Annotated in this window: 20 protein-coding genes; 7 read left to right on the forward strand and 13 right to left on the reverse strand. The window is 61.5% G+C overall.

The window, feature by feature from the left end; translation table 11 throughout:
* Positions 1-9 precede the first annotated feature (9 nt).
* The 6 genes from ACDZ94_RS21165 to ACDZ94_RS21190 are packed head-to-tail and all read right to left on the reverse strand — an operon-like array spanning position 10 to position 5,349.
* Positions 10-2,403, reverse strand: coding sequence for a fimbria/pilus outer membrane usher protein (locus ACDZ94_RS21165; RefSeq protein WP_432750761.1), 2,394 nt, complete (start codon positions 2,401-2,403; stop codon positions 10-12).
* 41 nt (positions 2,404-2,444) lie between these two features.
* The gene (locus ACDZ94_RS21170) at positions 2,445-3,230 is read right to left on the reverse strand and encodes a fimbrial biogenesis chaperone (protein ID WP_064452989.1); all 786 of its coding nucleotides are present in this window, start codon (positions 3,228-3,230) and stop codon (positions 2,445-2,447) included.
* Between the two features lie 27 nt (positions 3,231-3,257).
* Positions 3,258-3,755, reverse strand: coding sequence for a Csu type fimbrial protein (locus ACDZ94_RS21175; RefSeq protein ID WP_128587894.1), 498 nt, complete (start codon positions 3,753-3,755; stop codon positions 3,258-3,260).
* A gap of 5 nt (positions 3,756-3,760) precedes the next feature.
* Complete coding sequence (locus ACDZ94_RS21180; protein WP_064454965.1) at positions 3,761-4,294, reverse strand: Csu type fimbrial protein; 534 nt, start codon at positions 4,292-4,294, stop codon at positions 3,761-3,763.
* Positions 4,295-4,312: 18 nt separating this feature from the next.
* The gene (locus tag ACDZ94_RS21185) at positions 4,313-4,855 is read right to left on the reverse strand and encodes a Csu type fimbrial protein (protein ID WP_221295130.1); all 543 of its coding nucleotides are present in this window, start codon (positions 4,853-4,855) and stop codon (positions 4,313-4,315) included.
* Positions 4,849-5,349, reverse strand: a complete 501-nt coding sequence (locus ACDZ94_RS21190; RefSeq protein ID WP_064452992.1) for a Csu type fimbrial protein — start codon at positions 5,347-5,349, stop codon at positions 4,849-4,851. The genes ACDZ94_RS21185 and ACDZ94_RS21190 overlap by 7 nt, the downstream gene beginning before the upstream one ends.
* Positions 5,350-5,564: 215 nt before the next feature.
* Here ACDZ94_RS21190 and zapE point away from each other — a divergent pair, with 215 nt between their 5' ends.
* Positions 5,565-6,659 carry a cell division protein ZapE gene (zapE, locus tag ACDZ94_RS21195; RefSeq protein ID WP_432750762.1) on the forward strand — a complete coding sequence of 365 codons (1,095 nt, stop codon included), beginning with the start codon at positions 5,565-5,567 and terminating at the stop codon, positions 6,657-6,659.
* A gap of 39 nt (positions 6,660-6,698) precedes the next feature.
* Positions 6,699-8,003, forward strand: a complete 1,305-nt coding sequence (locus ACDZ94_RS21200) for a protein kinase (RefSeq protein ID WP_064454966.1) — start codon at positions 6,699-6,701, stop codon at positions 8,001-8,003.
* Positions 8,004-8,125: 122 nt separating this feature from the next.
* Here ACDZ94_RS21200 and ACDZ94_RS21205 read toward each other — a convergent pair whose 3' ends face one another.
* Positions 8,126-8,833 (reverse strand): YebC/PmpR family DNA-binding transcriptional regulator, encoded by a 708-nt coding sequence (locus tag ACDZ94_RS21205; protein WP_064452994.1) that lies wholly within the window; start codon positions 8,831-8,833, stop codon positions 8,126-8,128.
* A 100-nt stretch (positions 8,834-8,933) separates the two neighbouring features.
* A complete protein-coding gene (locus ACDZ94_RS21210; protein ID WP_064452995.1) occupies positions 8,934-9,791 on the reverse strand; it encodes a LysR substrate-binding domain-containing protein in 858 nt (285 codons plus the stop codon).
* Between the two features lie 110 nt (positions 9,792-9,901).
* Between ACDZ94_RS21210 and ACDZ94_RS21215 the strand changes: the two genes are divergently transcribed.
* The 3 genes from ACDZ94_RS21215 to ACDZ94_RS21225 all read left to right on the forward strand — a co-directional run bounded on the left by ACDZ94_RS21215 (position 9,902) and on the right by ACDZ94_RS21225 (position 12,513).
* The gene (locus ACDZ94_RS21215) at positions 9,902-11,029 is read left to right on the forward strand and encodes a 2-aminoethylphosphonate--pyruvate transaminase (RefSeq protein ID WP_432750763.1); all 1,128 of its coding nucleotides are present in this window, start codon (positions 9,902-9,904) and stop codon (positions 11,027-11,029) included.
* Entirely contained in the window at positions 11,026-11,853 is an 828-nt protein-coding gene (gene phnX, locus ACDZ94_RS21220; RefSeq protein WP_432750764.1) for a phosphonoacetaldehyde hydrolase, read from the forward strand. Before ACDZ94_RS21215 ends, phnX begins: the two co-directional genes overlap by 4 nt.
* 114 nt (positions 11,854-11,967) lie before the next feature.
* Positions 11,968-12,513 carry a cytochrome b gene (locus ACDZ94_RS21225; RefSeq protein WP_064452998.1) on the forward strand — a complete coding sequence of 182 codons (546 nt, stop codon included), beginning with the start codon at positions 11,968-11,970 and terminating at the stop codon, positions 12,511-12,513.
* On the opposite strand, the gene ACDZ94_RS21230 is transcribed toward ACDZ94_RS21225, so the two are convergent.
* Together ACDZ94_RS21230 and ACDZ94_RS21235 are read right to left on the reverse strand one after the other, a co-directional pair.
* Positions 12,510-13,400, reverse strand: a complete 891-nt coding sequence (locus tag ACDZ94_RS21230; protein ID WP_432750765.1) for a 1-aminocyclopropane-1-carboxylate deaminase/D-cysteine desulfhydrase — start codon at positions 13,398-13,400, stop codon at positions 12,510-12,512. The two genes, ACDZ94_RS21225 and ACDZ94_RS21230, sit on opposite strands and share 4 nt — an antisense overlap.
* A gap of 58 nt (positions 13,401-13,458) precedes the next feature.
* Positions 13,459-15,498, reverse strand: a complete 2,040-nt coding sequence (locus ACDZ94_RS21235; protein ID WP_262665342.1) for an NADPH-dependent 2,4-dienoyl-CoA reductase — start codon at positions 15,496-15,498, stop codon at positions 13,459-13,461.
* A gap of 212 nt (positions 15,499-15,710) precedes the next feature.
* On the opposite strand from ACDZ94_RS21235, the gene ACDZ94_RS21240 reads away from it, so the two are divergent.
* A complete protein-coding gene (locus ACDZ94_RS21240; RefSeq protein ID WP_432750766.1) occupies positions 15,711-16,841 on the forward strand; it encodes a carbon-nitrogen hydrolase family protein in 1,131 nt (376 codons plus the stop codon).
* A 4-nt stretch (positions 16,842-16,845) separates the two neighbouring features.
* Positions 16,846-17,880: an AraC family transcriptional regulator gene (locus ACDZ94_RS21245; RefSeq protein WP_432750767.1), complete on the forward strand. Its 1,035-nt coding sequence runs from the start codon at positions 16,846-16,848 to the stop codon at positions 17,878-17,880.
* Positions 17,881-18,264: 384 nt separating this feature from the next.
* Here the strand turns inward: ACDZ94_RS21245 and ACDZ94_RS21250 are convergent, their stop codons facing one another.
* From ACDZ94_RS21250 to ACDZ94_RS21260, 3 genes are all read right to left on the reverse strand, one after another.
* Positions 18,265-19,071, reverse strand: coding sequence for a DUF2242 domain-containing protein (locus ACDZ94_RS21250; RefSeq protein ID WP_432750768.1), 807 nt, complete (start codon positions 19,069-19,071; stop codon positions 18,265-18,267).
* Positions 19,072-19,233: 162 nt separating this feature from the next.
* Positions 19,234-21,108, reverse strand: coding sequence for a SurA N-terminal domain-containing protein (locus ACDZ94_RS21255; RefSeq protein ID WP_262665343.1), 1,875 nt, complete (start codon positions 21,106-21,108; stop codon positions 19,234-19,236).
* Positions 21,109-21,339: 231 nt separating this feature from the next.
* Positions 21,340-21,612 carry an HU family DNA-binding protein gene (locus ACDZ94_RS21260; protein ID WP_003174819.1) on the reverse strand — a complete coding sequence of 91 codons (273 nt, stop codon included), beginning with the start codon at positions 21,610-21,612 and terminating at the stop codon, positions 21,340-21,342.
* Positions 21,613-21,667 lie beyond the last annotated feature (55 nt).

Raw genomic sequence — 21,667 nt, forward strand, 5'->3', positions numbered from 1 at the left:
CTCCTTATGTCATTGGCACACCAGTGGCCCGATCAGCGGCACTTGCTCTTGCGTGGTATCCAGCTCGAACGTTGCCTGGCAGGTCTGGCCGTCGCCCACCGTGACTTGCAAGGTGTTATGGGCCACCAGGTTTTCCAGGTACACCAGGCCGTCCCAACCCACCACCGCCAGTGCACCGCTTTGCTCATGGCGTACCTGGCTGCCCAGGGGCAAATCCTGATGCTGGGCATCGACCAGCGTGATGCTCGCCGCGAGCACCCGACGCACCGGAAACTCAAGCAAGTAGCCGCTGCCCCGGCGCACGGCAACCCGTTGCTCCACATTCGGCACTTGCACGTTGGACGGCAGGTTCAGCGGGTCGATCTCGTATTTGGCGCGGTAGTAGGCACTGGTCCACGGCACCAACAGGTGGCCGTTGCGATCGGTTTCGCCCACGACCTGATTTTCGTAGCGCACCGGCACGCCACCCACGCCATCCGTACTCACCACCACAAACGCATCGTTGACGCGGTTGGCGGCGAACACTTGGTTGTCCATCCACACCAGCGACCCGGTAGCGTCCGCCCAACGGGTTTGCGCATCGCTGCTGCCATACACACCCGCCTGCAACTGCACCGACTGCAGGCGCCACGTCAGGTCAGCCTGACGATAGGCCGGCCCATCGCCGCTGGCGTAACCCAGGTTGAAGCCCACGCCACCCTCGGCAGGTACCGCACGGCTGTAATTGACCCGCTGCTGGCTTTGCCCGGTTTTACTGCGCTCAGTGCCCAGGCTGAGACTGCCGTAGACGTCGAAGGGCACCACCACTTGGGCCTGCACCGCCCAGCTGCTGTCACCGACTTCATGGTTGGCGGACAGGTAAAAACTGCTGTTGCGCCACAGCGACTTGCTCCAGGTCATGTTCACCAGGCGGGTGCGAGAGTTGTCGGCCGCCTGCACATCAAAATAGCCCACGCCCAGGCTGCCGAACTCGTTGAGGTTAAGGCTCAACGTCGCCTGCTGGCTGCGCTTGCTGAGGCTGGCGTAGGGGGTATCGATCAGGCTCAGGTCAGCATATTGATCGCGCCGCTCCACGCGCTGATACGACAGGCTGTAACGCTGGTTGCTGTATTGGTAGCCCAGGCTCAGTTGCTGGCCTGTCCCGCCGTCATACTGGCTTTGGCTGATGGCCGTATTGAGCACGCCGAAGTTGCCGACGCGAAGGTTGCCGCCCACACCGCCCAGGGTCAGGTCATTGGAGGCTTCGGCGTGGCTTTCCAGGGTAAACGCGTCCGACAGCCCGTAACGAAAGGTGCCGCTGGCCACGCCGGGGCCGTAGCCGAAATCGCGCACGGTGTAATCGCGGCGCAGGTTACCGGCCGCCACCGAGAAGTCTGACAAGCCCTTTTGCAACAGGGTGCTGGTGACATAGAACGGCACTGTGGTTGAGACCTGCCGACCCAGCGTATCGGTGGTGACCACCACCGCCTCCCCGGCGCCGTTGATAAACGGCACGTTGGTGAGGGTGTAGGGGCCAGGCTGCAGATCGGCGCTGCTGGACTTATAACCATTGATAAACAAGTCCACCGACGACGGCACAGCCGCCTCCCCGGCAAACTGCGGCAAGGGGTAGGTGACCAGGTCCGGGCGCACTGCAAAGTCCCGCGACACTTGCACCCCGCCCAAGCGCACCGAGGTGCTCCAGGGCAAGGCACCGCTGATGACGTCGCCCGCTTCATAGGTCAACAGGCGTTCATCGTCGGAGAATCGCCAGGTGGTGTCATAACGCCGATAGCCATTGTCCAGGCTGCTGCCAACGGTCTCCCGGCCAATAGTGGTGCGGTACTGGCCGGTATTGGACAAGGTGCCCCAGGTATCGAACAGCCTGACTTCGTTGAAGATGCCGAGATAGGTGCCCGCGTCATCCGTATCGTTGAGGTAGGCGTCGTAGTTGAGCAACGCCCCGAAACTGGTCAGCGCCTGGGTACGCGGGTAATTGTCACGACTGCCGATAAACTGCTCCGGCAACCAGGCAGGCGGCACCGTGAGCATCAGGCGCTGGCCCTGGCTGTCGTAATCGGTGTGCAGGCCTGGCAGATTTTCCAGCGCCACCTCGGCGGGGACCTCACCCGGCAGTTTCATGCCGACTTCCTGCAACACCGACGCCGGCAAAAACAGCTGCCCGGCGCGCTGATTGACGGCGACCACGCGGCCGGTGTCCCTCTGGTTGACCACCAGTTCCAGGAATAACTGTGCATCGGCAACAGCCTCCATACTGCTGGGAGGGGGCGGCAACGGCGCGGCGGCGCCCGGCGGCGCAAGCACCAGCCCGCAGAGGCCACTCACCACCCACACCGATCGCCATAGACATCGAGCCCGATCGTGGCTCACCAAGGCTTTGTGTCCATCAATGGACGTCTCCATCCGTTAACATCAAGGGCTATTCCGTGCCCTACCACACTGCTTTACCGCCCCGGCGCAAGGCTCTCCAATTGCGTTGCACCATTGACTCGTACCTGCAGCGGCTGATCGGCCGGCAGTCCATCCGGCACTGGCCAGCGCATGGTCGCACCCGGCAGTACATACCCCATCAAGCCTTCCACCAGCGGACGAGGTTGGCCGCCCTGCTTGAATGTGGCATCGGTCAAGCGCGCGTGAACGGCGCCCTGGTTGCGCATTTCGACGTAGTTGCGCCCGCCCACCGTGACTTTCTTCCAGCTCAAGTCAGGTTTGCCGGCGCTCTTGGGGTCGCGATCGCGCGTACCGTCAACCTTGCTCCAAAGGCCTGGGCCATAGGCGAACAAGGGCACCGAATAACGCATCTGGAAGCGGATCGCGGCGGCGGTCTTGCCATCCGCAGGGGCCGGCGCAGGGGTGGCCGAGGGGATCTCATCGATGATGATGCGATAGGCCAGCTCCTGGCCCGGTGGCACTTGCTTGGTACGGGTCAAGCGCACCAATTGCTTCTGGCCCGGTTCGATTTTCGCCACCGGCGGGCTGCCGATCACGTCGCGCTGGTTCTGGTACTGCTCATCGAAGCCGCTCTGGGACCAGGCAAACACGCGGATTTGCAGGTTGGCGGTCTCCGTGCCGCGATTTTCCAGCCACAGTGCGCTGGCCTGTTGATCAGCCTCCAACACCGGATCAATCGGCCAGATCAGCACCGAACTGGCCGCCTGGGCCTGCCCCGCCGCTAACGCCAACAACCCGCTCAAACCTGCTGCCCACCAGTGCCGGGAAGCTGAATACATAGGTCTTACTCCTCATTGCCAATCGCTTTACCACGACAGTTGCACCTGCAACGTGTCGCTGTACGTCCCCCCAGGCTGATTACCCGGTAACTGCACTCGCCCATAAATTGGCAAGGTGATACTCGCGGCATTGCTGTAGGCCACGCTGACGCTTTGGCTGATCCCAAGGCTCTGGCTGAAGGCCGCGTCCCGAAAAAGCTGATAGGCCACCTGAGCACTGCCGCTAGTGAGCTGCATGCGGCGCCCGCTGTTGTTATGCAAACCGCCATCAACCGTCATGCTCAGCGCAACCCCCGGCGTACATTGCAGGGTCACGCCGCCGGTCAGCGCGACGGACGCCGTGCTGGTTGCCAGTGCCGAATACGTGCCGAACGCCAGGCTGCCGTAATTAGTGCCGCCCCCGACCACCAGGCAGCCGGGGGTGATGGTCGCGCTGACCTGGAACGACTGGCTCGTCACCGCCTGCAGTGACACCGGCATTCCCCAGCCTATGCACACCACCAACGCCCACGCTGCCCGGCGCATGACACTCAGAACGTCAGGGTCACGTTAACCGTGTCGGTGTAAGTACCGGCCGGCAGTCCCGCCTTACCATTGGCCTTGCCGTAAATATTCACGGCTTGAGCCACACCGGTACTGGGCGCCAGGTTGATCACCCCACCGATTGCCAGCAAATTCGAATGACCACTGTCGGTGTAGAGATCGTAGGGCACGTAATTGGCGACGCCGTCATACAGGGCCCGCGCGCCGCCTGTGGACTTGCCGTCATTGGCACCGGCAGACACCGTCAACGTCGGCGAGGTACCTGCCGAGCACAGAATCGACAACGCCCCACCACCTCCGCCCAACACCTGGCCGTCGGCTTCGGTGAACAGGCTATTGGCCGTACCGAAGTTCAAGTTACCGAAGCTCATCCCGCCGGTCGCCGCCGCGCCATTGACCTGGCAACTGCTGGTCAGCACCAGGGTCGCGCTCACGGTGCCGGCCACGGTGGCCGCCTGCGCGCCCGACACCCACACCAGCGCGATCAATGGAAAAACTGCTTTCGATACGAGTGCATGCATGATGTTCATCCTCATGATTTACCAATCCAGAGTCACCGTCAGGGTGTCTGTGTAGATGCCGGCCGGTAGGGCCCTGGTATTCGCCACCACCGAGCCGAATACCGGGATCGGTACTTGCGTGCCCTTGGTCACGACGAAATTGCGTTGTTGGCCGATGCTGTAGGCGCTTTGGCCCAGCGCATCAGCGGACAGCCGATATGCAATGGTCTGGCGCCCGTTGCTCAGGCGTCGCGTGGTGCCGTCACCGTGGGCGCCACCGTCAATCGTCACCGTGAAGCTGCTGACCACCGACGGGTTGCACGACACCGACAGCGGCGCACTGGCGCCGTCAGTCACAGCGGCGCCCAACGGGTTGCTCCACGTCGGGCCCTGGCTGCCGAAGTCGAGCAATGCGCCGCCGCCCGAAGGGCTGACCGGTGCGCTCTCAATGCCTTTGCTCACCTGGCAACTGGCAGTGATCACCAGGCGTGCGTGGATCTGCCCGCTGACAGCCGCCTGGACGTCGTCGGCCAGCAGCAACAGGCCGCCCATCGCCACAAGGGCCCAGCCCCGGCTTACCATGTGACCGTGACCTTGAGCAGGTCGGTGTAGCGACCGACGGCAGGAATGTCCTTGAGCGATTCAATGCGGCCATACAACGGCAGATCGACGCTGCCGGAATCCGGCACGCGGCCGCTCAGTGGCTCATTCACGGGCAAGGGGATACGCCGCGCGGCGTCGGCGTAGAGACGATAGGGAATGGGTTGGGTGGAAGACGTGGCGCTGGTCAGGTAGCGCACTTCGCCGGTGCCGCCATGCAGGCCACCATCCACGCGCACTTGATAAGGTGTATCAGGGTTGCATTCCAGACGCGGCTGGCGCTGGCTGATCAGGGCCGCACTCAGGGGACCGGCCGGGTCGTCCAGACGCGGGCCGCTGCCGAAATCCAGTACGCCAAGTTGCTCGATGCCAGCACTGCGGGTGGTTCCCACCAGCTGGCAACCTCGCTGCACGTCGATGCGCACCTCAACCTGAAGTTGCGCAGCGTACAACGTGTTACAGAGCATGGCGCCCATTACTGCCAATACTGCTCGTCCCTTCACAGCCCCAATTCCTTATACAGGGGTGACAACTGTGTATGAGATTAGTCATTTAACGATAAACCGCCAGTTCGCTCAGGTTTACCCGCCCGCCATGCTTTTTCGAGATAGCTGGCGGCGCCGTTCTCTATTGGTCAAATCACGGCGGGCGCCCTAAAGTAAGGGACCACAGAAATACAGAGTGAATCGCATTGGCTGTGCTTTCCTTGATTCAGCGTCTGCTCGGTAAAAAAACGGATACCCCGGACGCGTCCCCGATCCCGAGGTTTTTTCAGAAAAAGGCCGAGCAGCAGGGCTATATCCTCAGTGCCGGCCAAACCCGGGCAATCACCGCCCTCGCCCGCGAGACCCAGCACCTGCTTGCCGGGCAGCCCACCCGTAGCCTTTACCTGTATGGCCCCGTGGGGCGTGGCAAAAGCTGGCTGCTGGATGGCTTTTTCCAGGCGCTGCCGATTACCGAAAAACAGCGCGTGCACTTCCACACTTTTTTTGCCCGCCTGCACCGGGGCATGTTCAAGCACCGTGAGCATGACGACGCCCTGGCCGCCACCCTGAATGAGCTGCTGGCGGGTTGCCGGGTGTTGTGTTTCGACGAATTCCACGTCCACGACATCGGCGATGCCATGCTCATCAGTCGGTTGTTCAAGGCCTTGTTCCTGCGCGGCGTGCTGGTGCTGGTGACCTCCAACTATGCGCCCGAAGGGTTGCTGCCCAATCCGCTGTACCACGAGCGGTTCAAGCCGGTAATTGACCTGATCGCGGCGCGTATGGAGGTGCTGGAAGTCAGTTCACCCCAGGACTTTCGCAGCCTGCCCCAGGCCCATGCCGAGCAGCGTTTTACCGGCGGCCAGTATGTATGGCCGGGTACCGTCGCCCAGCGTGAAGCGCTCGGGCTGCCCGCCACACAGGGCCCGGCACACGCCCTGAGGGTCGGCAACCGGCAGCTCGTGTGCCGCAGCCATCAGGCGCGCACTATCGTGTTCACCTTCAACGACCTGTGCGAACAGCTCACGGCGGTCATGGACTACCTGCTGCTATGCGCGGACTTCGACCACTGGGTTATCGATGGCCTGCCGCAACTGGCAGAGTGTCCAATCGCTGTGCAGCAGCGTTTTATCAACCTGGTAGACGTGCTCTACGACCAGGACAAACGCCTGACCCTGATCGGCCAACAGCCGTTGACCGAATCTCTGGAAGGCCAGGCCATCGACCTCGCCCGCACCGCCAGCCGCCTGAACCAATTGCAAACCGTCTGCCCGCAACGTGCGCCCGACCCGGTATCATGAGCGCCTTTTACACCCTATTGCCGAGTGACCGCGCCGTTCATGAATACCCTCGACCAACTCAAGACTGGCCAATTGGCCGGTACCAAGCGCCTGGACCTGGCCTGCGGGCTGACCGAATTCCCGCAAGAAATCTTCGAGCTGGCCGACACCCTGGAAATCCTCAACCTCACGGGTAACGCCCTGAGCAGCCTGCCGGACGACCTGCATCGCCTGTCGCACTTGCGGGTGCTGTTCTGCTCGGACAACGCCTTTACCGAACTGCCCGAATGCCTGGGCCAGTGCGCCAAGTTGAGCATGATCGGCTTCAAGGCCAACCAGATCAGCCATGTACCCGCCGCCGCGCTGCCGCCGCAATTGCGCTGGCTGATCCTCACCGACAACTGCATCAGCCAACTTCCCAGCGAATTGGGCGAGCGGCCGTTGCTGCAAAAACTGATGCTGGCCGGCAACCATCTGGCGCACCTGCCGGAGAGCCTGGCCAACTGCAAAAACCTGGAGCTGATACGCATCGCTTCCAACCGTCTGACCCAACTGCCGGAATGGCTGCTGACGCTGCCGAGCCTGACGTGGCTGGCCTATGCCGGTAACCCGGTGGAAATGGCGGTGGACGTGGCCGCTGATGACGTGACGCCGAACATTCCCTGGTCAGAACTGGACCTGGGCGAAGTGCTGGGCGAAGGCGCCTCGGGGATCATTCGCAAAGCGTTGTGGAAGCCGCAAGCCTTGCCTGTCGCGGTAAAACTGTACAAAGGCACGATCACCAGCGACGGTTCACCGCTGCATGAAATGCAGGCCTGCATCGCTGCCGGGTTGCACCCCAACCTGATCAAGGTAGAAGGCCGCATCAAAGGTCACCCTGATAATCAAGCCGCGCTGGTCATGGACCTGATCGACCCGAGCTACCGCAACCTCGCCGCATTGCCCAGCCTGGCGTCCTGCACGCGCGATATCTACGAGCCCACGACTCGCTTCAGCGTCGATGTGGCCTTGCGCATGGCGCGTGGCATCGCCTCGGTGGCGGCGCACTTGCACCGGCACGGCATCACCCATGGCGATTTGTACGGCCACAATATTCTGTGGAATGCAGCAGGCGATTGCTTGCTCGGGGACTTTGGCGCGGCGTCGTTCCATGCCACGGCGGACACCCTGGAAACCAGGGCATTGCAGCGCATCGAAGTGCGCGCGTTTGGGGTGTTGCTTGGGGAGTTGTTGGAGCGGATCGAGACTGAGTTCAACGACGAGGGACTGGTAGAACTGCAGAAACGATGCTGCCAACCGGATGTGTTAGCGCGACCGGGCTTCGAAGAAATCGAAGCGCTGCTGAGGTCTCTGCCAAACCACTAAACCAATGTGGGAGCGGGCTTGCTCGCGAATGCGGCGTGTCAGTCAGCTGATCTGGCGACTGACACACTGCATTCGCGAGCAAGCCTGCTCCCACATTTTTACTGCATGTATTCAGCTACAAATCAGCCGGCCAGGCCGACGAACATATCCTGCACGTCATCGTGGTTGTCCAGGCCTTCCAGGAAGGCTTCGACTTCGGCCATCTGCTCATCGGTCAACCCGCTCACCGGGTTCTTCGAGATATAGCCCAGCTTGGCCGACAGCACGGTGAAACCCTGCTCCGGCAGCGCTTTTTGCACGGCATCGAGGTCGGTGGTTTCGGTGATGAACAAGGTGGTGCCTTCTTCTTCGCCGTCTTCAAAGTCCTGGGCGCCCGCTTCAATGGCGGCCATTTCCGGATCAGCGTCAGGGCTGTCCGGCGACGCCTCGATCAGGCCCACATGGTTGAAGTCCCACGCCACAGAGCCGGATGCGCCCAATTGGCCCTTGCGGAACGCTACACGGATTTCCGCCACGGTACGGTTGATGTTGTCGGTCACGCATTCGACGATCAGCGGCACCTGGTGCGGAGCGAAACCCTCGTACGTCACGCGGTGGTACTGCACGGTTTCACCCAGCAGGCCGGCGCCTTTCTTGATGGCGCGCTCCAGGGTTTCCTTGGGCATCGAGGCTTTTTTGGCCTGCTCCACCACCAGACGCAAGTGGGCGTTGGTCGCGGTGTCGGCACCGTTGCGGGCGGCGATGGTGATTTCTTTCACCAGCTTGCCGAAAATCTTGCCCTTGGCATTGGATGCCGCTTCTTTATGTTTGACTTTCCACTGTGCGCCCATGACTCACTCTCTTCCTGTCCATCGCGCCGAGACGTCTACTGGCCGGCGCTTTGGGGGCAGAGTTTATAGCGCAAAAACCCATCGTTCCACCAAAAAACCGTCAAGACGCCAACTCGAAAAACGCCTGGATCAGGCGCAATGAGCGGCGTCGCTCCAGGCAACCGAGCATGTGCCGGTTCACCAGCCCCTCGCCCTGCAAGGGAATGGCATGCACGCGCGGGTCACGGCTGACCTCCATCGACGACACCACCCCCACCCCCAGTTCAGCGGCGACGGCTTCGGTGACGGCCTCGCGGCTGTCCAGTTCCAGCAACACCCTAGGCTGCACAGCGGCGATCGCGCAAGCGCTGTCGAAGGTGCGACGGGTGATGGAGCTGGGCTCGCGCAGCACCATGATCACGTCGTGCAATTGCTCCAGGCGAATGCCCGCCGGGTCGGTCAGCCAAGGGTGCCCGGCCGGTACCAAGGCGCAGATCCGCGATTCATCAAGGGGCTGCAGATGCAAGCCACTGCGCGGCTCCACCTCGGTGAGCACCGCCACATCGGCATGCTCCGACAGCAGCGCCGCCAGGGTTTCCTGGGCATTGCCCAGACGCAGGTTGACGGTAATGCCTGGGTAGCGTGCGCGCAGCCGCGCGATCATCGGCATTACCAGGTGCGGGCCGTCCGCCGCGACTTCCAGGCGCCCGGCGAGCAATTGCCGATTGGCCTCCAGCAGGGTCTGTGCCTCGTCCACCAGGCCGAAGATCGCCCGGGTGATCGCCGCCAGGCGTGTGCCTTCCTCGGTCAATTCCACCCGGCGTGCCGTACGGCGCAACAGCGGAATCTGGTAGTGCTCTTCCAGCGCCTTGATATGCCCGGTCACCGCCGGCTGGCTGATGAATAGCCGCGCCGCCGCCCGGGTAAAACTGCCCTCACGGGCCACGGCATCGAATGCGCGCAGTTGGAACAAATTCATAGCTATCGGCCTCACTGATAGCTCGCATAACAACAAACAATTTGATTGATGACAAGCCAAACTGCAATTTAGGCGCCTTAGAGTCAACCCAATGCCCGCGAGGACCTCAGATGACCAGCACCGCGCCGATCCTGCTCACACCCGGCCCACTGACCACGTCCGCCCGCACGCGCCAGGCGATGATGGTGGATTGGGGTTCATGGGACGAGCGCTTCAACCAACTCACCGCCAGTGTGTGCGAGCAACTGCTGGCGATCCTCAACGCCAGCCACAGCCATGACTGTGTGCCGTTGCAAGGCAGCGGCACCTTCGCGATCGAAGCCGCCATCGGCACGCTGGTCCCGCGTGATGGCAAGGTACTGGTGCTGATCAACGGCGCCTACGGCAAGCGCCTGGCCAGGATTTGCGAAGTGCTCGGCCGCGATTTCAGCACCTTCGAAACCGCCGAAGATGAGCCAACCACTGCCGCCGATGTGGACCGCCTGCTGCAAGCCGACCCGGCCATTTCCCATGTAGCGCTGATCCACTGTGAAACCAGCACCGGCATTCTCAACCCGCTGCCGCAGATCGCCGACGTGGTTAAAAACCACGGCAGGCGCCTGATCATCGACGCCATGAGTTCCTTCGGCGCGCTGCCGATCGATGCCCGCGAGGTGCGGTTCGACGCGCTGATCGCAGCGTCAGGTAAATGCCTGGAAGGCGTGCCAGGCATGGGTTTTGTGTTCGCCGATAAACAGGCGCTGGCCGCCGCCCAAGGCAACTGCCACTCCCTGGCGATGGACCTGTTCGACCAACACAGCTACATGGCCAAGACCGGCCAATGGCGTTTCACGCCACCGACCCATGTGGTCGCGGCCCTGCACGAAGCCCTGCTGCAATACGTTGAGGAAGGCGGCCTGCCCGCGCGCCATCAACGTTACGCCCGCAACTGCCAGGCATTGCTCGACGGCATGGCCGAACTTGGCCTGCGCAGTTTCCTGCCCACGGCGATCCAGGCCCCGATCATCGTCACCTTCCATGCCCCACAAGACCCGCGTTACCAGTTCAAGGCGTTCTACGAGCGGGTCAAGGCCAAGGGTTTCATCCTGTATCCCGGCAAATTGACCGAAGTAGACACCTTTCGCGTGGGCTGCATCGGCCATGTCGACACGGCCGAGATGCGCGCCGCCGTCGCGGCCATCGCCCAGGCACTGCACGCCATGCACATCAACCTTTCATCTTTTGGATCTCAGCCATGAACTATCAAAACCCCACCACCTTGCAGGCCGTGATCCTCGACTGGGCCGGCACTGTGGTCGACTTCGGCTCCTTCGCCCCCACGCAGATCTTTGTCGAAGCCTTCGCCGAGTTCGACGTGCAAGTCTCCATCGACGAAGCCCGCGGCCCGATGGGCATGGGCAAGTGGGACCATATCCGCACACTCTGCGACCAGCCGCAGGTGGCCGAGCGTTACCGCAAGGCCTTCGGCCGCACGCCGACGGATGACGACGTCACTGCCATTTACCAACGCTTCATGCCGCTGCAGATCGAGAAGATCGCCGAGCACTCGGCCCTCATCCCCGGCGCCCTCGACACCCTCGCCCGGCTGCGCGTTCAAGGCATCAAGATCGGCTCCTGCTCCGGCTACCCCAAGCAAGTCATGGACAAGGTCGTCGCCCTGGCCGCTATCAATGGCTACATCGCCGACCACGTGGTTGCCACCGACGAAGTGCCCAACGGCCGTCCGTGGCCGGCCCAGGCCCTGGCCAACGTGATCGCCCTGGGTATTGACGATGTGGCGGCGTGCGTGAAGGTCGATGACACCGTGCCGGGCATCCTCGAAGGACGCCGCGCCGGAATGTGGACCGTGGCCCTGACCTGCTCGGGCAATGCCCTGGGCCTGAACTACGAACAGTTTCGTGCGCTGGACCAGGACACCCTGGCCCGCGAGCGCAAGCGTATCGAGGCGATGTTCAAAGGCTCGCGCCCGCATTACCTGATCGACACCATTACCGACCTGCCGGTGGTGATTAGCGACATCAACCAGCGCCTGACCCGCGGTGAAATGCCGCAAAGCCACTGATAGAGGTCAATACAACGGCATTCGCACCGGGCAAACCCGCCAAAACAGGCTTACAGTAATAGGACTCCGTCGCCAAAGAACGGAGGTTTGCCCTGATGAGTGAGGAAGAAAGCGATGCCGTGGAAAAATTCCGATACGCGCTACAGCACCATGTCGATTGCACTGCACTGGTTGATGGTGGTGCTGCTGGCGGTGGTTTACGCCTGCATTGAGTTTCGCGGGATCTTTCCCAAAGGCAGTGGCGGGCGGGCCCTGATTGTAGAAATGCACTACATGTTCGGCCTGACGGTGTTTGTGCTGGTCTGGCTGCGCCTGTTTGCCCGTACCTTGGGCGTTGCACCGAAGATCGTGCCGGCACCGCCACAATGGCAATCGTTGCTGGCGACACTGATGCATCTGGCGCTGTACGTATTCATGATCGGCATGCCGATTTTCGGCTGGCTGATCGTGAGTGCCCAGGGCCATTCCGTGATGTTCTACGGGATCGAGTTGCCGCCCTTGATTGGCGAAAACAAAGACCTGTCCAAGCAGATCAAAGAATGGCACGAGCTGGGAGGCACCGTCGGTTATTGGCTGATCGGCCTGCATGCCTTGGCCGGCCTGTACCACCATTACTTCATGCGCGATAACACTGTGTTTCGCATGATGCCCAAGCGCTAACCCTGCATGCTCCGGCGGCCTTGCAGGCCGCCGGTGTGCACGAAGATCAAGCGAGTGGCGGGTGCGAAGCGTCCCGCCTCGATCTGTTGCTTCAATGCCAGCAAGGCCTTGCCGGTGTAAAGCGGCTCCAGCAGCAGGCCGCATGCCTGCTCCGTGGCCTGGATAAAATTGAGCAATAACGAGTCGACCTTGGCGAAACCGCCTCGGCTCGCGTCCAGCAGTTCATAGCCATGCTGCACGATGGCCTGCACATTCTGCGCAACCCCGTGATCATCCGGTACCGCCAAGGCACCGAACACCGGATGCACGCCCGCCTCTGCCAGCGCCAACCCGGCCAGTGTTGTGCCGGTGCCCGCAGCCAACCACCATGCGTCGTAATCAGCCCAACCGAGCGTGTTCAGTTGTTCGCGCGCCTGCTCGACCAACACCCCGCAACCCATTGCACCGGCCCGTCCGCCGCCGCCCTCGGGCACGGGATAGAGATGGGGATATTGTTCACGCCACGGCAGCCAGAAACCGGCGTCATGACGCGCGCGATAACCGCCGTAGCCCAGCCAGTGCAGCTGCATGCCGAAGGCTTTCAGATCAAGGATGGTGGGGGTGTCTTGAGGATGGCCGCGCAACAGGCCGACGGTGGGGAAATCAAACCGCTTGCCGGCCGCCGCCAGCGCGTGCAGATGGTTGGAATGAGCGCCACCCAGGCTGATGAGTCCAGCGGCACCGGCCTGTTGCGCGTCGGCCAGGTGTTGGGTGAGCTTGAACCACTTGTTGCCGCTGATGAGTGGGTCGATACGGTCCAGCCGCAGCACGGCCAACTCGACCCCGTTAAGCCAATCCAGCAGCAAGGGTTCAAGTGGAGCGCGAGGAAGCCAGTCGAAAGGACCCATTAGCAAGCATCTGAATAAAAAACGGGGCGGTAGTCTATCACCGCCCCCTTGCGTCGCCTTATAGCTCGGCAGCCAGGCGCGAGCCCTGGTTGATGGCGCGCTTGGCATCCAGCTCGGCCGCCACATCGGCACCGCCGATGAGGTGCACGTTCTGGCCCGCTGCGACCAGGCCATCGTGCAATTCGCGCAGCGGATCCTGCCCGGCGCAGATGACGATATTGTCCACCGCCAGCACTTGAGGCTCACCCTCGGCGCCGATGCGGATATGCAAGCCTTGGTCATCGATCTTCAAGTAGTCGACGCTGTTGAGCATCTGCACCCGCTTGTTCTTCAGGCCCGTGCGGTGGATCCAGCCGGTGGTTTTGCCCAGGCCGTCGCCGACCTTGGAGGTCTTGCGTTGCAGCAGGAATACTTCGCGCGCCGGTGCATGGGGCTGGGGCTTGATGCCCGCCACGCCACCACGGGCTTGCAGTTGGGTGTCGATGCCCCACTCTTTCCAGAACGCTTCGCGGTCCAGGCTGGTGGACACGCCTTCATGCACCAGGAACTCGGAGACGTCGAAACCGATACCGCCGGCGCCAATCACCGCAACGCGCTTGCCCACTGGTTTGCGCTCAAGGATCACGTCCAGGTAGCTCAGCACCTTGGCGTTATCGATACCCGGGATGGCCGGGGTGCGCGGTGCAATGCCGGTGGCCAGAATGATTTCGTCATAGCCGCCCGCCGCCAGTTGCGCGACATCCACGCGGGTGTTGAGGCACAGCTCGACGTGGGTGGTCTGCAACTTGCGTTTGAAGTAGCGCAGGGTTTCAAAAAACTCTTCCTTGCCCGGTACTCGCTTGGCAATATTGAACTGGCCGCCGATCTCGTTGGCGGAGTCGAACAGCGTCACTTGATGACCGCGCTCAGCCGCCACGGTGGCCGCCGCCAGCCCGGCAGGACCGGCACCGACCACGGCAATTTTCTTGATCTGTTTCACCGGCAGGTAGTTGAGTTCGGTCTCGTAGCACGCCCGCGGGTTGACCAGGCAGGTGGTCAGTTTGCCGCCAAACGTGTGGTCCAGGCAGGCCTGGTTGCAGCCGATACAGGTGTTGATTTCATCCGCACGGCCGGCAGCGGCCTTGTTGACGAACTCCGGGTCAGCCAGGAACGGCCGCGCCATCGAGACCATATCGGCATCACCTTCGGCGAGGATCTGCTCAGCGATTTCCGGGGTGTTGATGCGGTTGGTGGTGATCAGCGGAATCTTCACCGAGCCGCGTAGCTTGGCGGTGACTTTACTGAATGCACCACGCGGCACCTTGGTCGCGATGGTCGGGATACGCGCTTCGTGCCAGCCGATACCGGTGTTGATCAGGGTCGCACCGGCCTGCTCGATGGCCTTGGCCAACTGCACGATCTCTTCCCAGGAGCTGCCGCCTTCCACCAGATCGAGCATCGACAGGCGGAAAATAATGATGAAATTCGGGCCCACGGCTTCACGCACTCGACGCACGACGTCCACCGCCAGGCGCATACGGTTTTCGTAGCTGCCGCCCCAACGGTCGGTGCGGTGGTTGGTGTGGGCGGCGAGGAACTGGTTAATGAAGTAGCCTTCGGAGCCCATGATTTCGACGCCGTCATACTCGGCGACCTGGGCCAGCAGCGAGCAGGTGACAAAATCCTGGATCTGCTTCTCGATGCCCTCTTCGTCCAGCTCCTTGGGTTTGAACGGGTTGATCGGCGCTTGAATCGCGCTGGGGGCGACCTGCTTGGGGCTGTAGGCATAACGGCCGGCGTGGAGGATCTGCATGCAGATCTTGCCGCCCGCCTCGTGCACCGCCTGGGTCACGATCTTGTGCTTTTGTGCTTCCTCGTCGGTGGTCAGTTTGGCTGCACCGGCGTAGACGCCACCTTCATCGTTCGGGCCGATACCGCCGGTGACCATCAGGCCGACGCCTCCACGGGCGCGCTCGGCAAAATAGGCGGCCATGCGTTCGAAACCACCGGGTTTTTCTTCCAGGCCAGTGTGCATCGAGCCCATCAGGGTGCGGTTGCGCAAGGTGGTAAAACCCAGGTCCAACGGGGCCAGCAAGTGCGGGTAGGCAGCAGCGGTCATGGTACAGCTCCACAACGGATCATCACGGGACGTGACGCGCTCGAACGGCGCGCCATCGGTTTATGTCCCACAGACTAAGAGGCGATGGACTACCGCTCAATGACTGAAACTGACAAGTTATTGATCCAAATGCACAGCGCCCCTTGGCAAGCCGCTGCCTGGGCCCTACCCTAGTCGGCGAACCCTGCACCCGGTCTGTTGTCTGTTGCCCCATGCGTAAACTTCTAGCCTTCACCGTCACCATGGCCCTGGTTGCCGCCGTCGCCGCGTATCTGGTCTGGACCCAGGAGCGCCCTGTGGCGCATTACCTATCGGACCTGCGCATCACCCTGGCTATCAACGAAGGCCAACCCGCCGATCGCGGTAACTTGCTGGGTATCCAGCCAGAGCTGTTTCCCGCCGATTACCAAAGCCTGGAACGCCTGCACCTGAAGCTCGCGGCCTACCTGCAAAAAGCGCGGGACAAAGGCTTGATCAATGACAAGACCATCGTCGTGCTGCCGGAACACATCGGCACGTGGCTGATGCTCAGCGGCGAGAAGAACGAGCTGTACCAGGCGGTGCATCTGAAAGATGCGATGAATTGGCTGTCGGCCAGCAACCCGTTGCAATTCGCCCGCGCCTGGATCAGCGCCACCGGCGATAACCGCATGGACGATGCCTACCTGCGCATGAAAGCACCGGCCATGGCCCGCGACTATCAGCTGCTGTTCGGCGGCCTGGCCAAAGAATTCGGGGTCACGCTGGTGGCCGGCTCTATCGCCCTGCCCAACCCGAGTGTCAGCCAGGGGCAACTGCAGGTCGGTCAGGGTGCGCTGTATAACGCCAGCCTGGTGTTTGGCGCGGACGGTTTGCCGGTAGGCCAGCCACAGCGCCAGTTCTACCCGATCTACGACGAGCGCGGCTTTATCGAACCGGGCGATGAGAACATCGTCAGCGTGGTCGACACCCCGGCCGGACGCCTGGGCATCCTGATCGGCAGCGACAGCTGGTACCCGGACAATTACCGCAAACTCAACGAGCAAGGCGCGCAACTGGTCGCAGTGCCAGCCTTTGTGACCGGCCGCGACACCTGGGAGCGCCCATGGCGCGGCTTTAAAAGCGTTTCAACGCCGCCCGAAATCAGCCTCAAGCCCGAAGAACTCAGTGAAGGCGAAGCCTGGCGCCGCCTCACCCTGATCAGCCAACAGCCAATCAGCCAGGCAAGCGCCGGAATGAGCGTATTCCTGCGCGGGCAGTTCTGGGACCTGGGCACCGCCGGGCACAGCTTCCTCAGCGGCAACGGGCACGTCATCACAGGCAACGACGCCCGTGGCGCGCGCCTGCTGAATATCTGGTTGTAGTGCCGTGAAGCCGGTGCGCCTGGGCGATCTTTCGGTGGGCTTCGTGCACACCCTGGCGGACGCCATTCAAAGCCATAGCCTGGACCCGCAACCGCTGTTGCTGCAATACGGCCTGGACCCGGCGCGCCTCGCCGAAGCGGGGGCGCGCCTGTCGATCCCGCGCTACATGCGCCTGGGCCACGCAGCCATCCAACTGACCGACGACCCCGGCCTGGGGCTGCGCATGGGCCAACTGAGTCGCCTGAGCCAGGCTGGACTGGCAGGCGTGACTGCCGCACAGGCACCGAATGTGCGAGAAGCGGCCCGCACATTGACCCGTTTTGAAGCGCTGTACGGCTCCAACTATCGCGGGCAATCGAGCTTTCACGAAGACGCCGAAGGCGCCTGGCTGCGTTTCTATTCCATCAGCCCTTACAATGCCTACAACCGTTTTGTGGTGGATTCGATCATCGCCGGCTGGCTGCAGCAATTGTCGAGTGTGGCGCAGCAACCGGTGCAGGCACAGCGTATAGACATCGAGTTTGAAGCCCCGGCGTACAGCGAACAGTACGGTGTACTCGGTGACAGCCCGGTCCACTTCGGCGCCGACGCCAATCAACTGCGCCTCAACCAGCAGACCCTGGCCTTGCGTAACCCACAGCACTGCCCCAGTACCTGGCACCTGTTGTTGAAGTTATGTGAACACGAATTGGAGCAATTGACCCGCACCCGCAGCCTGCGTGAGCGCATTACCCGGTTGCTCGGGCCGATGCTCAATGGCGGCCGGGAGCCCGACCTGGAAGAAGTGGCGGCACGCTTGAAGCTGCCTACCTGGACACTGCGGCGCAAACTGGCCGAAGAAGGCACTCAGTTTCGCGCGATTCTCAACGATACCCGCCGCGACTTGGCCATGACCTACATTCGCGATACGGAACTGGCGTTCGGCGAGATCGCCTATTTGCTCGGTTTTGCCTCAGCCCAGGCCTTTCAACGGGCGTTCAGGCGGTGGAACAACCAGACCCCAGGGGAATTTCGCCGCAGTCAGCGGCATTCCGCCTGAAGTCGGTCTTACAGCTCGGTTGCGTCATCGACCGGATCCAGCGGATCCAATTCAAACGCGTGGTACTCCAGCAGTTCTTCTTGGTAATCGTCCATGGCGGACTCCTTGTTGGTTTAAAGCGGCTGTCAATAAATGACCTGCACAGCCAGCCTAAAGTGCCGTGATGACGAAAAAATGTCGGCGCCGTGACGTTCCTGCACTTCAAGATAAAACGCAGCAGCGCTGAGCGGATTTAGCATCAGGGCTTTGAGGCGGGCACCCGCACTTCATCGCGCTGGCGGCGTTGAGCCGCTGGCGTATGAATGATCGGTCGCGAAGGAGCGCGTGGAGGCTTGAGCCGCTACGGGATGAACGTCGAAGAGACGAACCCCGCAGCGGTCAACGTTACTGCGAAGGGGTTGGCAGGGGCGGAATCGCCTCTGTTGGCGCCGGCAGTTTTGGATTGGTCGCCGCAGGTGCAGGATCAGCTGCAGGCGTTGGGGCCGGTTCCGCTGTCGGGGCAATCGGTGCCGCCTCGGGTGGCGTGGCAACCGGCTCCGAAACGGCAGGCGCTGCCGGTACTTCCTTTGGCGCCTCGACTTTTTCAGCAACCGGCGCCGCTTTCGGTTCCGGCACGCCCAGCTCCGCCTTCGGCGTCTCTGGAATGTGCGCGGCCTTCTTCACTTCTTGCGGCAGGAATACATCCACGAGCGAGAAGTAACGCTCATAAAACTTCGGCGCCGAAACCGTCTCGCTCGCCACCTTCACCATCGAGTCATCGGTGGAGCCAATCGGCATCGACACCGAGCCCAACACACCCACGCCGAGGCTTGCGGAGTTGTTGACCTTCTTCAACGCGTAGCGGTCCTGCAAGGCGTTGGCAAACATCGTCGAGTGGTTATTACCTTTGCCATCATTGGCGCACACCACATTGAAACTAATCTGCAGGTGGGTCTCGCCAGTCTGCTGGAAACTCTTGTTACCCACGACCAACTTAGGATCGCTGCTGGTGATGATGTAGCCCTGGCTCAATAGCGCGCGCCGTGCGGCCTCGCAGGCTGCCACGTCACTGACCGGGTAATCCCGGGAGAACGTGCCGGAATCGTCGAAATTCTCATGTTCATAAATGGCGGTCTTGGGTGACGAGCAGCCCGCGGCGCCCGCCAGCACCAGCGCCAGCCCGAGGCTACGCAAGTGAAATGATGTCGACATTGAAAATCCTGAGGAAAACAGTCAGGGCGGTATTGTGCAACAGAACGGGGTCCTGGCGCGCGCATTCCTGTCGGTAAAACGTCACAGCCTTACAGGACGGGGCCTGCTGCATAAAAAAGCCCCCGATCCTTGCAGACCGGGGGCTCTTTATTCAGACCAACATCAGAACTTCTTGATGTCAGCCTTGGTTTCCAACTGCTTGCGGTACGCAGCAAAGTCTTGCTGGCCGATACGGGAAGCGAGGAAGCGGCGGTATTGCGCCTTTTCTTCGTCCGTAGGCGCAGCCGCTTCGTTAACAGCATTCAAGCGCACGATCATCAGGCTACCGTCAGCCAGGGTAACCGTGGTGAAGGTCGGCTTGTCCTTGCTCGCAGGCTTGGGCATGCGGAACAGGGCTTGCAACACCGCAGGGTCAATCGCTTCCTGGCTACGGGTAGCCGCTGCAGTGACTTTCCATGCCTGACCATCAATCGCCTGATTCAGTGGGGTCTTGCCATCACGCAGGCTGGCGATCAACTCGTCGGCATGGGCTTTGGCTGCTGCACTGGCACGCTCTTTGGTCATCTGTGTGCGGATCGCCGCAGAGACGCTTTCCAGAGGCAGTTGCGTAGGTTTCAAGTGCTCTTTGGCCCGCAGCACGATGATGGTTTCCGGGTCCAGCTCGATGGCGGTGCTGTTGGCACCCTCATCCAACACTTCCGGGCTGAACGCAGCAGTCACCACGGCGCGGTTGGCCGCGACACCTTCGCCACCTTCACGGCCAAACGGCGCGGAGGTGTGCACGGTCAGCTTCAGGTCGGACGCCGGCTGGGCCAGGTCGGACGCTTCGAATGCCGCATCTTCCAATTGCTTGGAGGCGTCGACAAAGCGCTGTTCAACCTGTTGGGTCTTGAGCTCGCGGGTCAGCTTGTCTTTCAGGCTGGCAAACGATGGCACTTGCGGTGCTTCTACACCCAGCAGCTTGATCAGGTGCCAACCGAATGTGGTGCGCACCGGTGCCGACACCTGGTCCTTGTTCAAGGCATACAGGGCCGTTTCGAAGTCAGGATCGTAGACGCCAGGGCCGGCAAAACCGAGGTCGCCGCCATTGTTGGCCGAACCTGGATCCTGGGAGAACTCCTTGGCCAGGGCTTCGAACTTCTCACCCTTGGCCAGGCGTGCCTGGATTTCTTCGATCTTCGCCTTGGCTTGAGCGTCGGTAGTCTTGTCGTTCACTTCAATCAGAATATGCGCGGCACGACGCTGTTCAGCGAGGTTGGCGGTTTCTTTCTGATAGGCAGCCTGCAGCTCATCATCCTTCACGGTGACCTGGTCGAAGAAGGAAGACTTCTTCAGTTCCAGATAGTCGATGACCACCTGGTCCGGGGTCATGAACTCTTTGGCGTGCTGGTCGTAGTGAGCCTTGACCTCGTCGTCGGTGAGTTTCACCGCCGCAGGGTCAGCCTTGATGTTGACGGTAGCGAAATCGCGGGTCTGCTTTTCCAGACGGGCAAATGCCAGCACTTCGGCATCGGTAACGAAACCGCTGCCGGCAATACCTGCGCGAACCTGGCCGATCAGCATTTCCTGGCTCAACATCTGACGGAATTGCATACGGCTGTAGCCCAGCTGACGGATCACTTGGTCAAAGCGTTCAGGGCTGAACTTGCCGTCCACCTGGAATTCCGGCGTCTGCAGGATCACTTGATCCAGGGCAGCTTCAGAGAAGCCGAACTTGGAATCAGCTGCGCCTTGCAGCAACAGCTTGCGATCAATCAGCCCTTTGAGGGCCGCTTCGCGCAGCAGTTTTTCGTCCAGCAGAGAAGCATCAAAATCCTTGCCCAGCTGTTGCATCAGCTGGCGACGTTGCATGTCGACGGCCTGGCTCAGTTCGGTTTGGGTGATCTCTTCACCGTTGACCTTGGCCACGTCCTGCTTGTTATTGGTCGAAGCCTGGAAAATGGCCTCGATACCGGTGAACGCCATCAATGCGACGATGATCCCGATAATGGTTTTGGCAATCCAGCCTTGTGAATTGTCCCTGATATTCTGCAGCATGCGTCCCCCAGAAACGGTTGATCTTCAAAAATTAGGCAACCGTGGAGCGTGGGTAGAGTCCGGATAGAAGAAAGGCGCATCCGAGGATGCGCCTTCTCGTAACTGGCGGAGCGGACGGGGGTTTGAACCCACACCCCCGGCGTGGCGACCCGATGGATACTTGGGTCAGCTGCCGCTCCGCTGCCAGGTCAGACCTGCGTCCGACCCGGGTAGGTAAGGCTTGAGCGAAACTTAGTTAACAGCTTCTTTCAGGGCTTTACCGGCTTTGAAACCTGGTTTCTTGGCGGCAGCGATTTGCAGTGCTTTGCCAGTCTGTGGGTTACGGCCAGTGCGAGCTGGGCGATCAGTCACAGAGAAAGTACCGAAGCCTACCAGTACCACGGAGTCGCCGGCCTTCAGAGCGCCAGTGACGGATTCGATTACTGCGTCCAGCGCACGGCCAGCAGCAGCTTTCGGGATATCAGCGGATGCGGCGATAGCATCAATCAGTTCCGACTTGTTCACTCTAAGTCCCCTTATATATCTATTGAGTATGGTTCTAAGTTTTTTGGTGAAAGCA

Source organism: Pseudomonas sp. UBT, assembly GCF_050915955.1.
GTDB lineage: Bacteria > Pseudomonadota > Gammaproteobacteria > Pseudomonadales > Pseudomonadaceae > Aquipseudomonas > Aquipseudomonas antarctica_A.

What these genes read in the sequence shown, in the direction of transcription:
- ACDZ94_RS21235 (WP_262665342.1), bottom strand. Translation starts at nt 15,498, where the DNA reads ATGACCGCTGCTGCCTACCCGCACTTGCTGGCCCCGTTGGACCTGGGT.
- ACDZ94_RS21165 (WP_432750761.1), bottom strand. Translation starts at nt 2,403, where the DNA reads ATGGAGACGTCCATTGATGGACACAAAGCCTTGGTGAGCCACGATCGG.
- ACDZ94_RS21215 (WP_432750763.1), top strand. Translation starts at nt 9,902, where the DNA reads ATGACCAGCACCGCGCCGATCCTGCTCACACCCGGCCCACTGACCACG.
- ACDZ94_RS21205 (WP_064452994.1), bottom strand. Translation starts at nt 8,833, where the DNA reads ATGGGCGCACAGTGGAAAGTCAAACATAAAGAAGCGGCATCCAATGCC.
- ACDZ94_RS21180 (WP_064454965.1), bottom strand. Translation starts at nt 4,294, where the DNA reads ATGCATGCACTCGTATCGAAAGCAGTTTTTCCATTGATCGCGCTGGTG.
- ACDZ94_RS21185 (WP_221295130.1), bottom strand. Translation starts at nt 4,855, where the DNA reads ATGGTAAGCCGGGGCTGGGCCCTTGTGGCGATGGGCGGCCTGTTGCTG.
- ACDZ94_RS21225 (WP_064452998.1), top strand. Translation starts at nt 11,968, where the DNA reads ATGCCGTGGAAAAATTCCGATACGCGCTACAGCACCATGTCGATTGCA.
- ACDZ94_RS21230 (WP_432750765.1), bottom strand. Translation starts at nt 13,400, where the DNA reads ATGGGTCCTTTCGACTGGCTTCCTCGCGCTCCACTTGAACCCTTGCTG.
- ACDZ94_RS21190 (WP_064452992.1), bottom strand. Translation starts at nt 5,349, where the DNA reads ATGGGCGCCATGCTCTGTAACACGTTGTACGCTGCGCAACTTCAGGTT.
- phnX (WP_432750764.1), top strand. Translation starts at nt 11,026, where the DNA reads ATGAACTATCAAAACCCCACCACCTTGCAGGCCGTGATCCTCGACTGG.
- ACDZ94_RS21210 (WP_064452995.1), bottom strand. Translation starts at nt 9,791, where the DNA reads ATGAATTTGTTCCAACTGCGCGCATTCGATGCCGTGGCCCGTGAGGGC.
- ACDZ94_RS21240 (WP_432750766.1), top strand. Translation starts at nt 15,711, where the DNA reads ATGCGTAAACTTCTAGCCTTCACCGTCACCATGGCCCTGGTTGCCGCC.
- ACDZ94_RS21200 (WP_064454966.1), top strand. Translation starts at nt 6,699, where the DNA reads ATGAATACCCTCGACCAACTCAAGACTGGCCAATTGGCCGGTACCAAG.
- ACDZ94_RS21250 (WP_432750768.1), bottom strand. Translation starts at nt 19,071, where the DNA reads ATGTCGACATCATTTCACTTGCGTAGCCTCGGGCTGGCGCTGGTGCTG.
- ACDZ94_RS21175 (WP_128587894.1), bottom strand. Translation starts at nt 3,755, where the DNA reads ATGCGCCGGGCAGCGTGGGCGTTGGTGGTGTGCATAGGCTGGGGAATG.
- ACDZ94_RS21170 (WP_064452989.1), bottom strand. Translation starts at nt 3,230, where the DNA reads ATGTATTCAGCTTCCCGGCACTGGTGGGCAGCAGGTTTGAGCGGGTTG.
- ACDZ94_RS21255 (WP_262665343.1), bottom strand. Translation starts at nt 21,108, where the DNA reads ATGCTGCAGAATATCAGGGACAATTCACAAGGCTGGATTGCCAAAACC.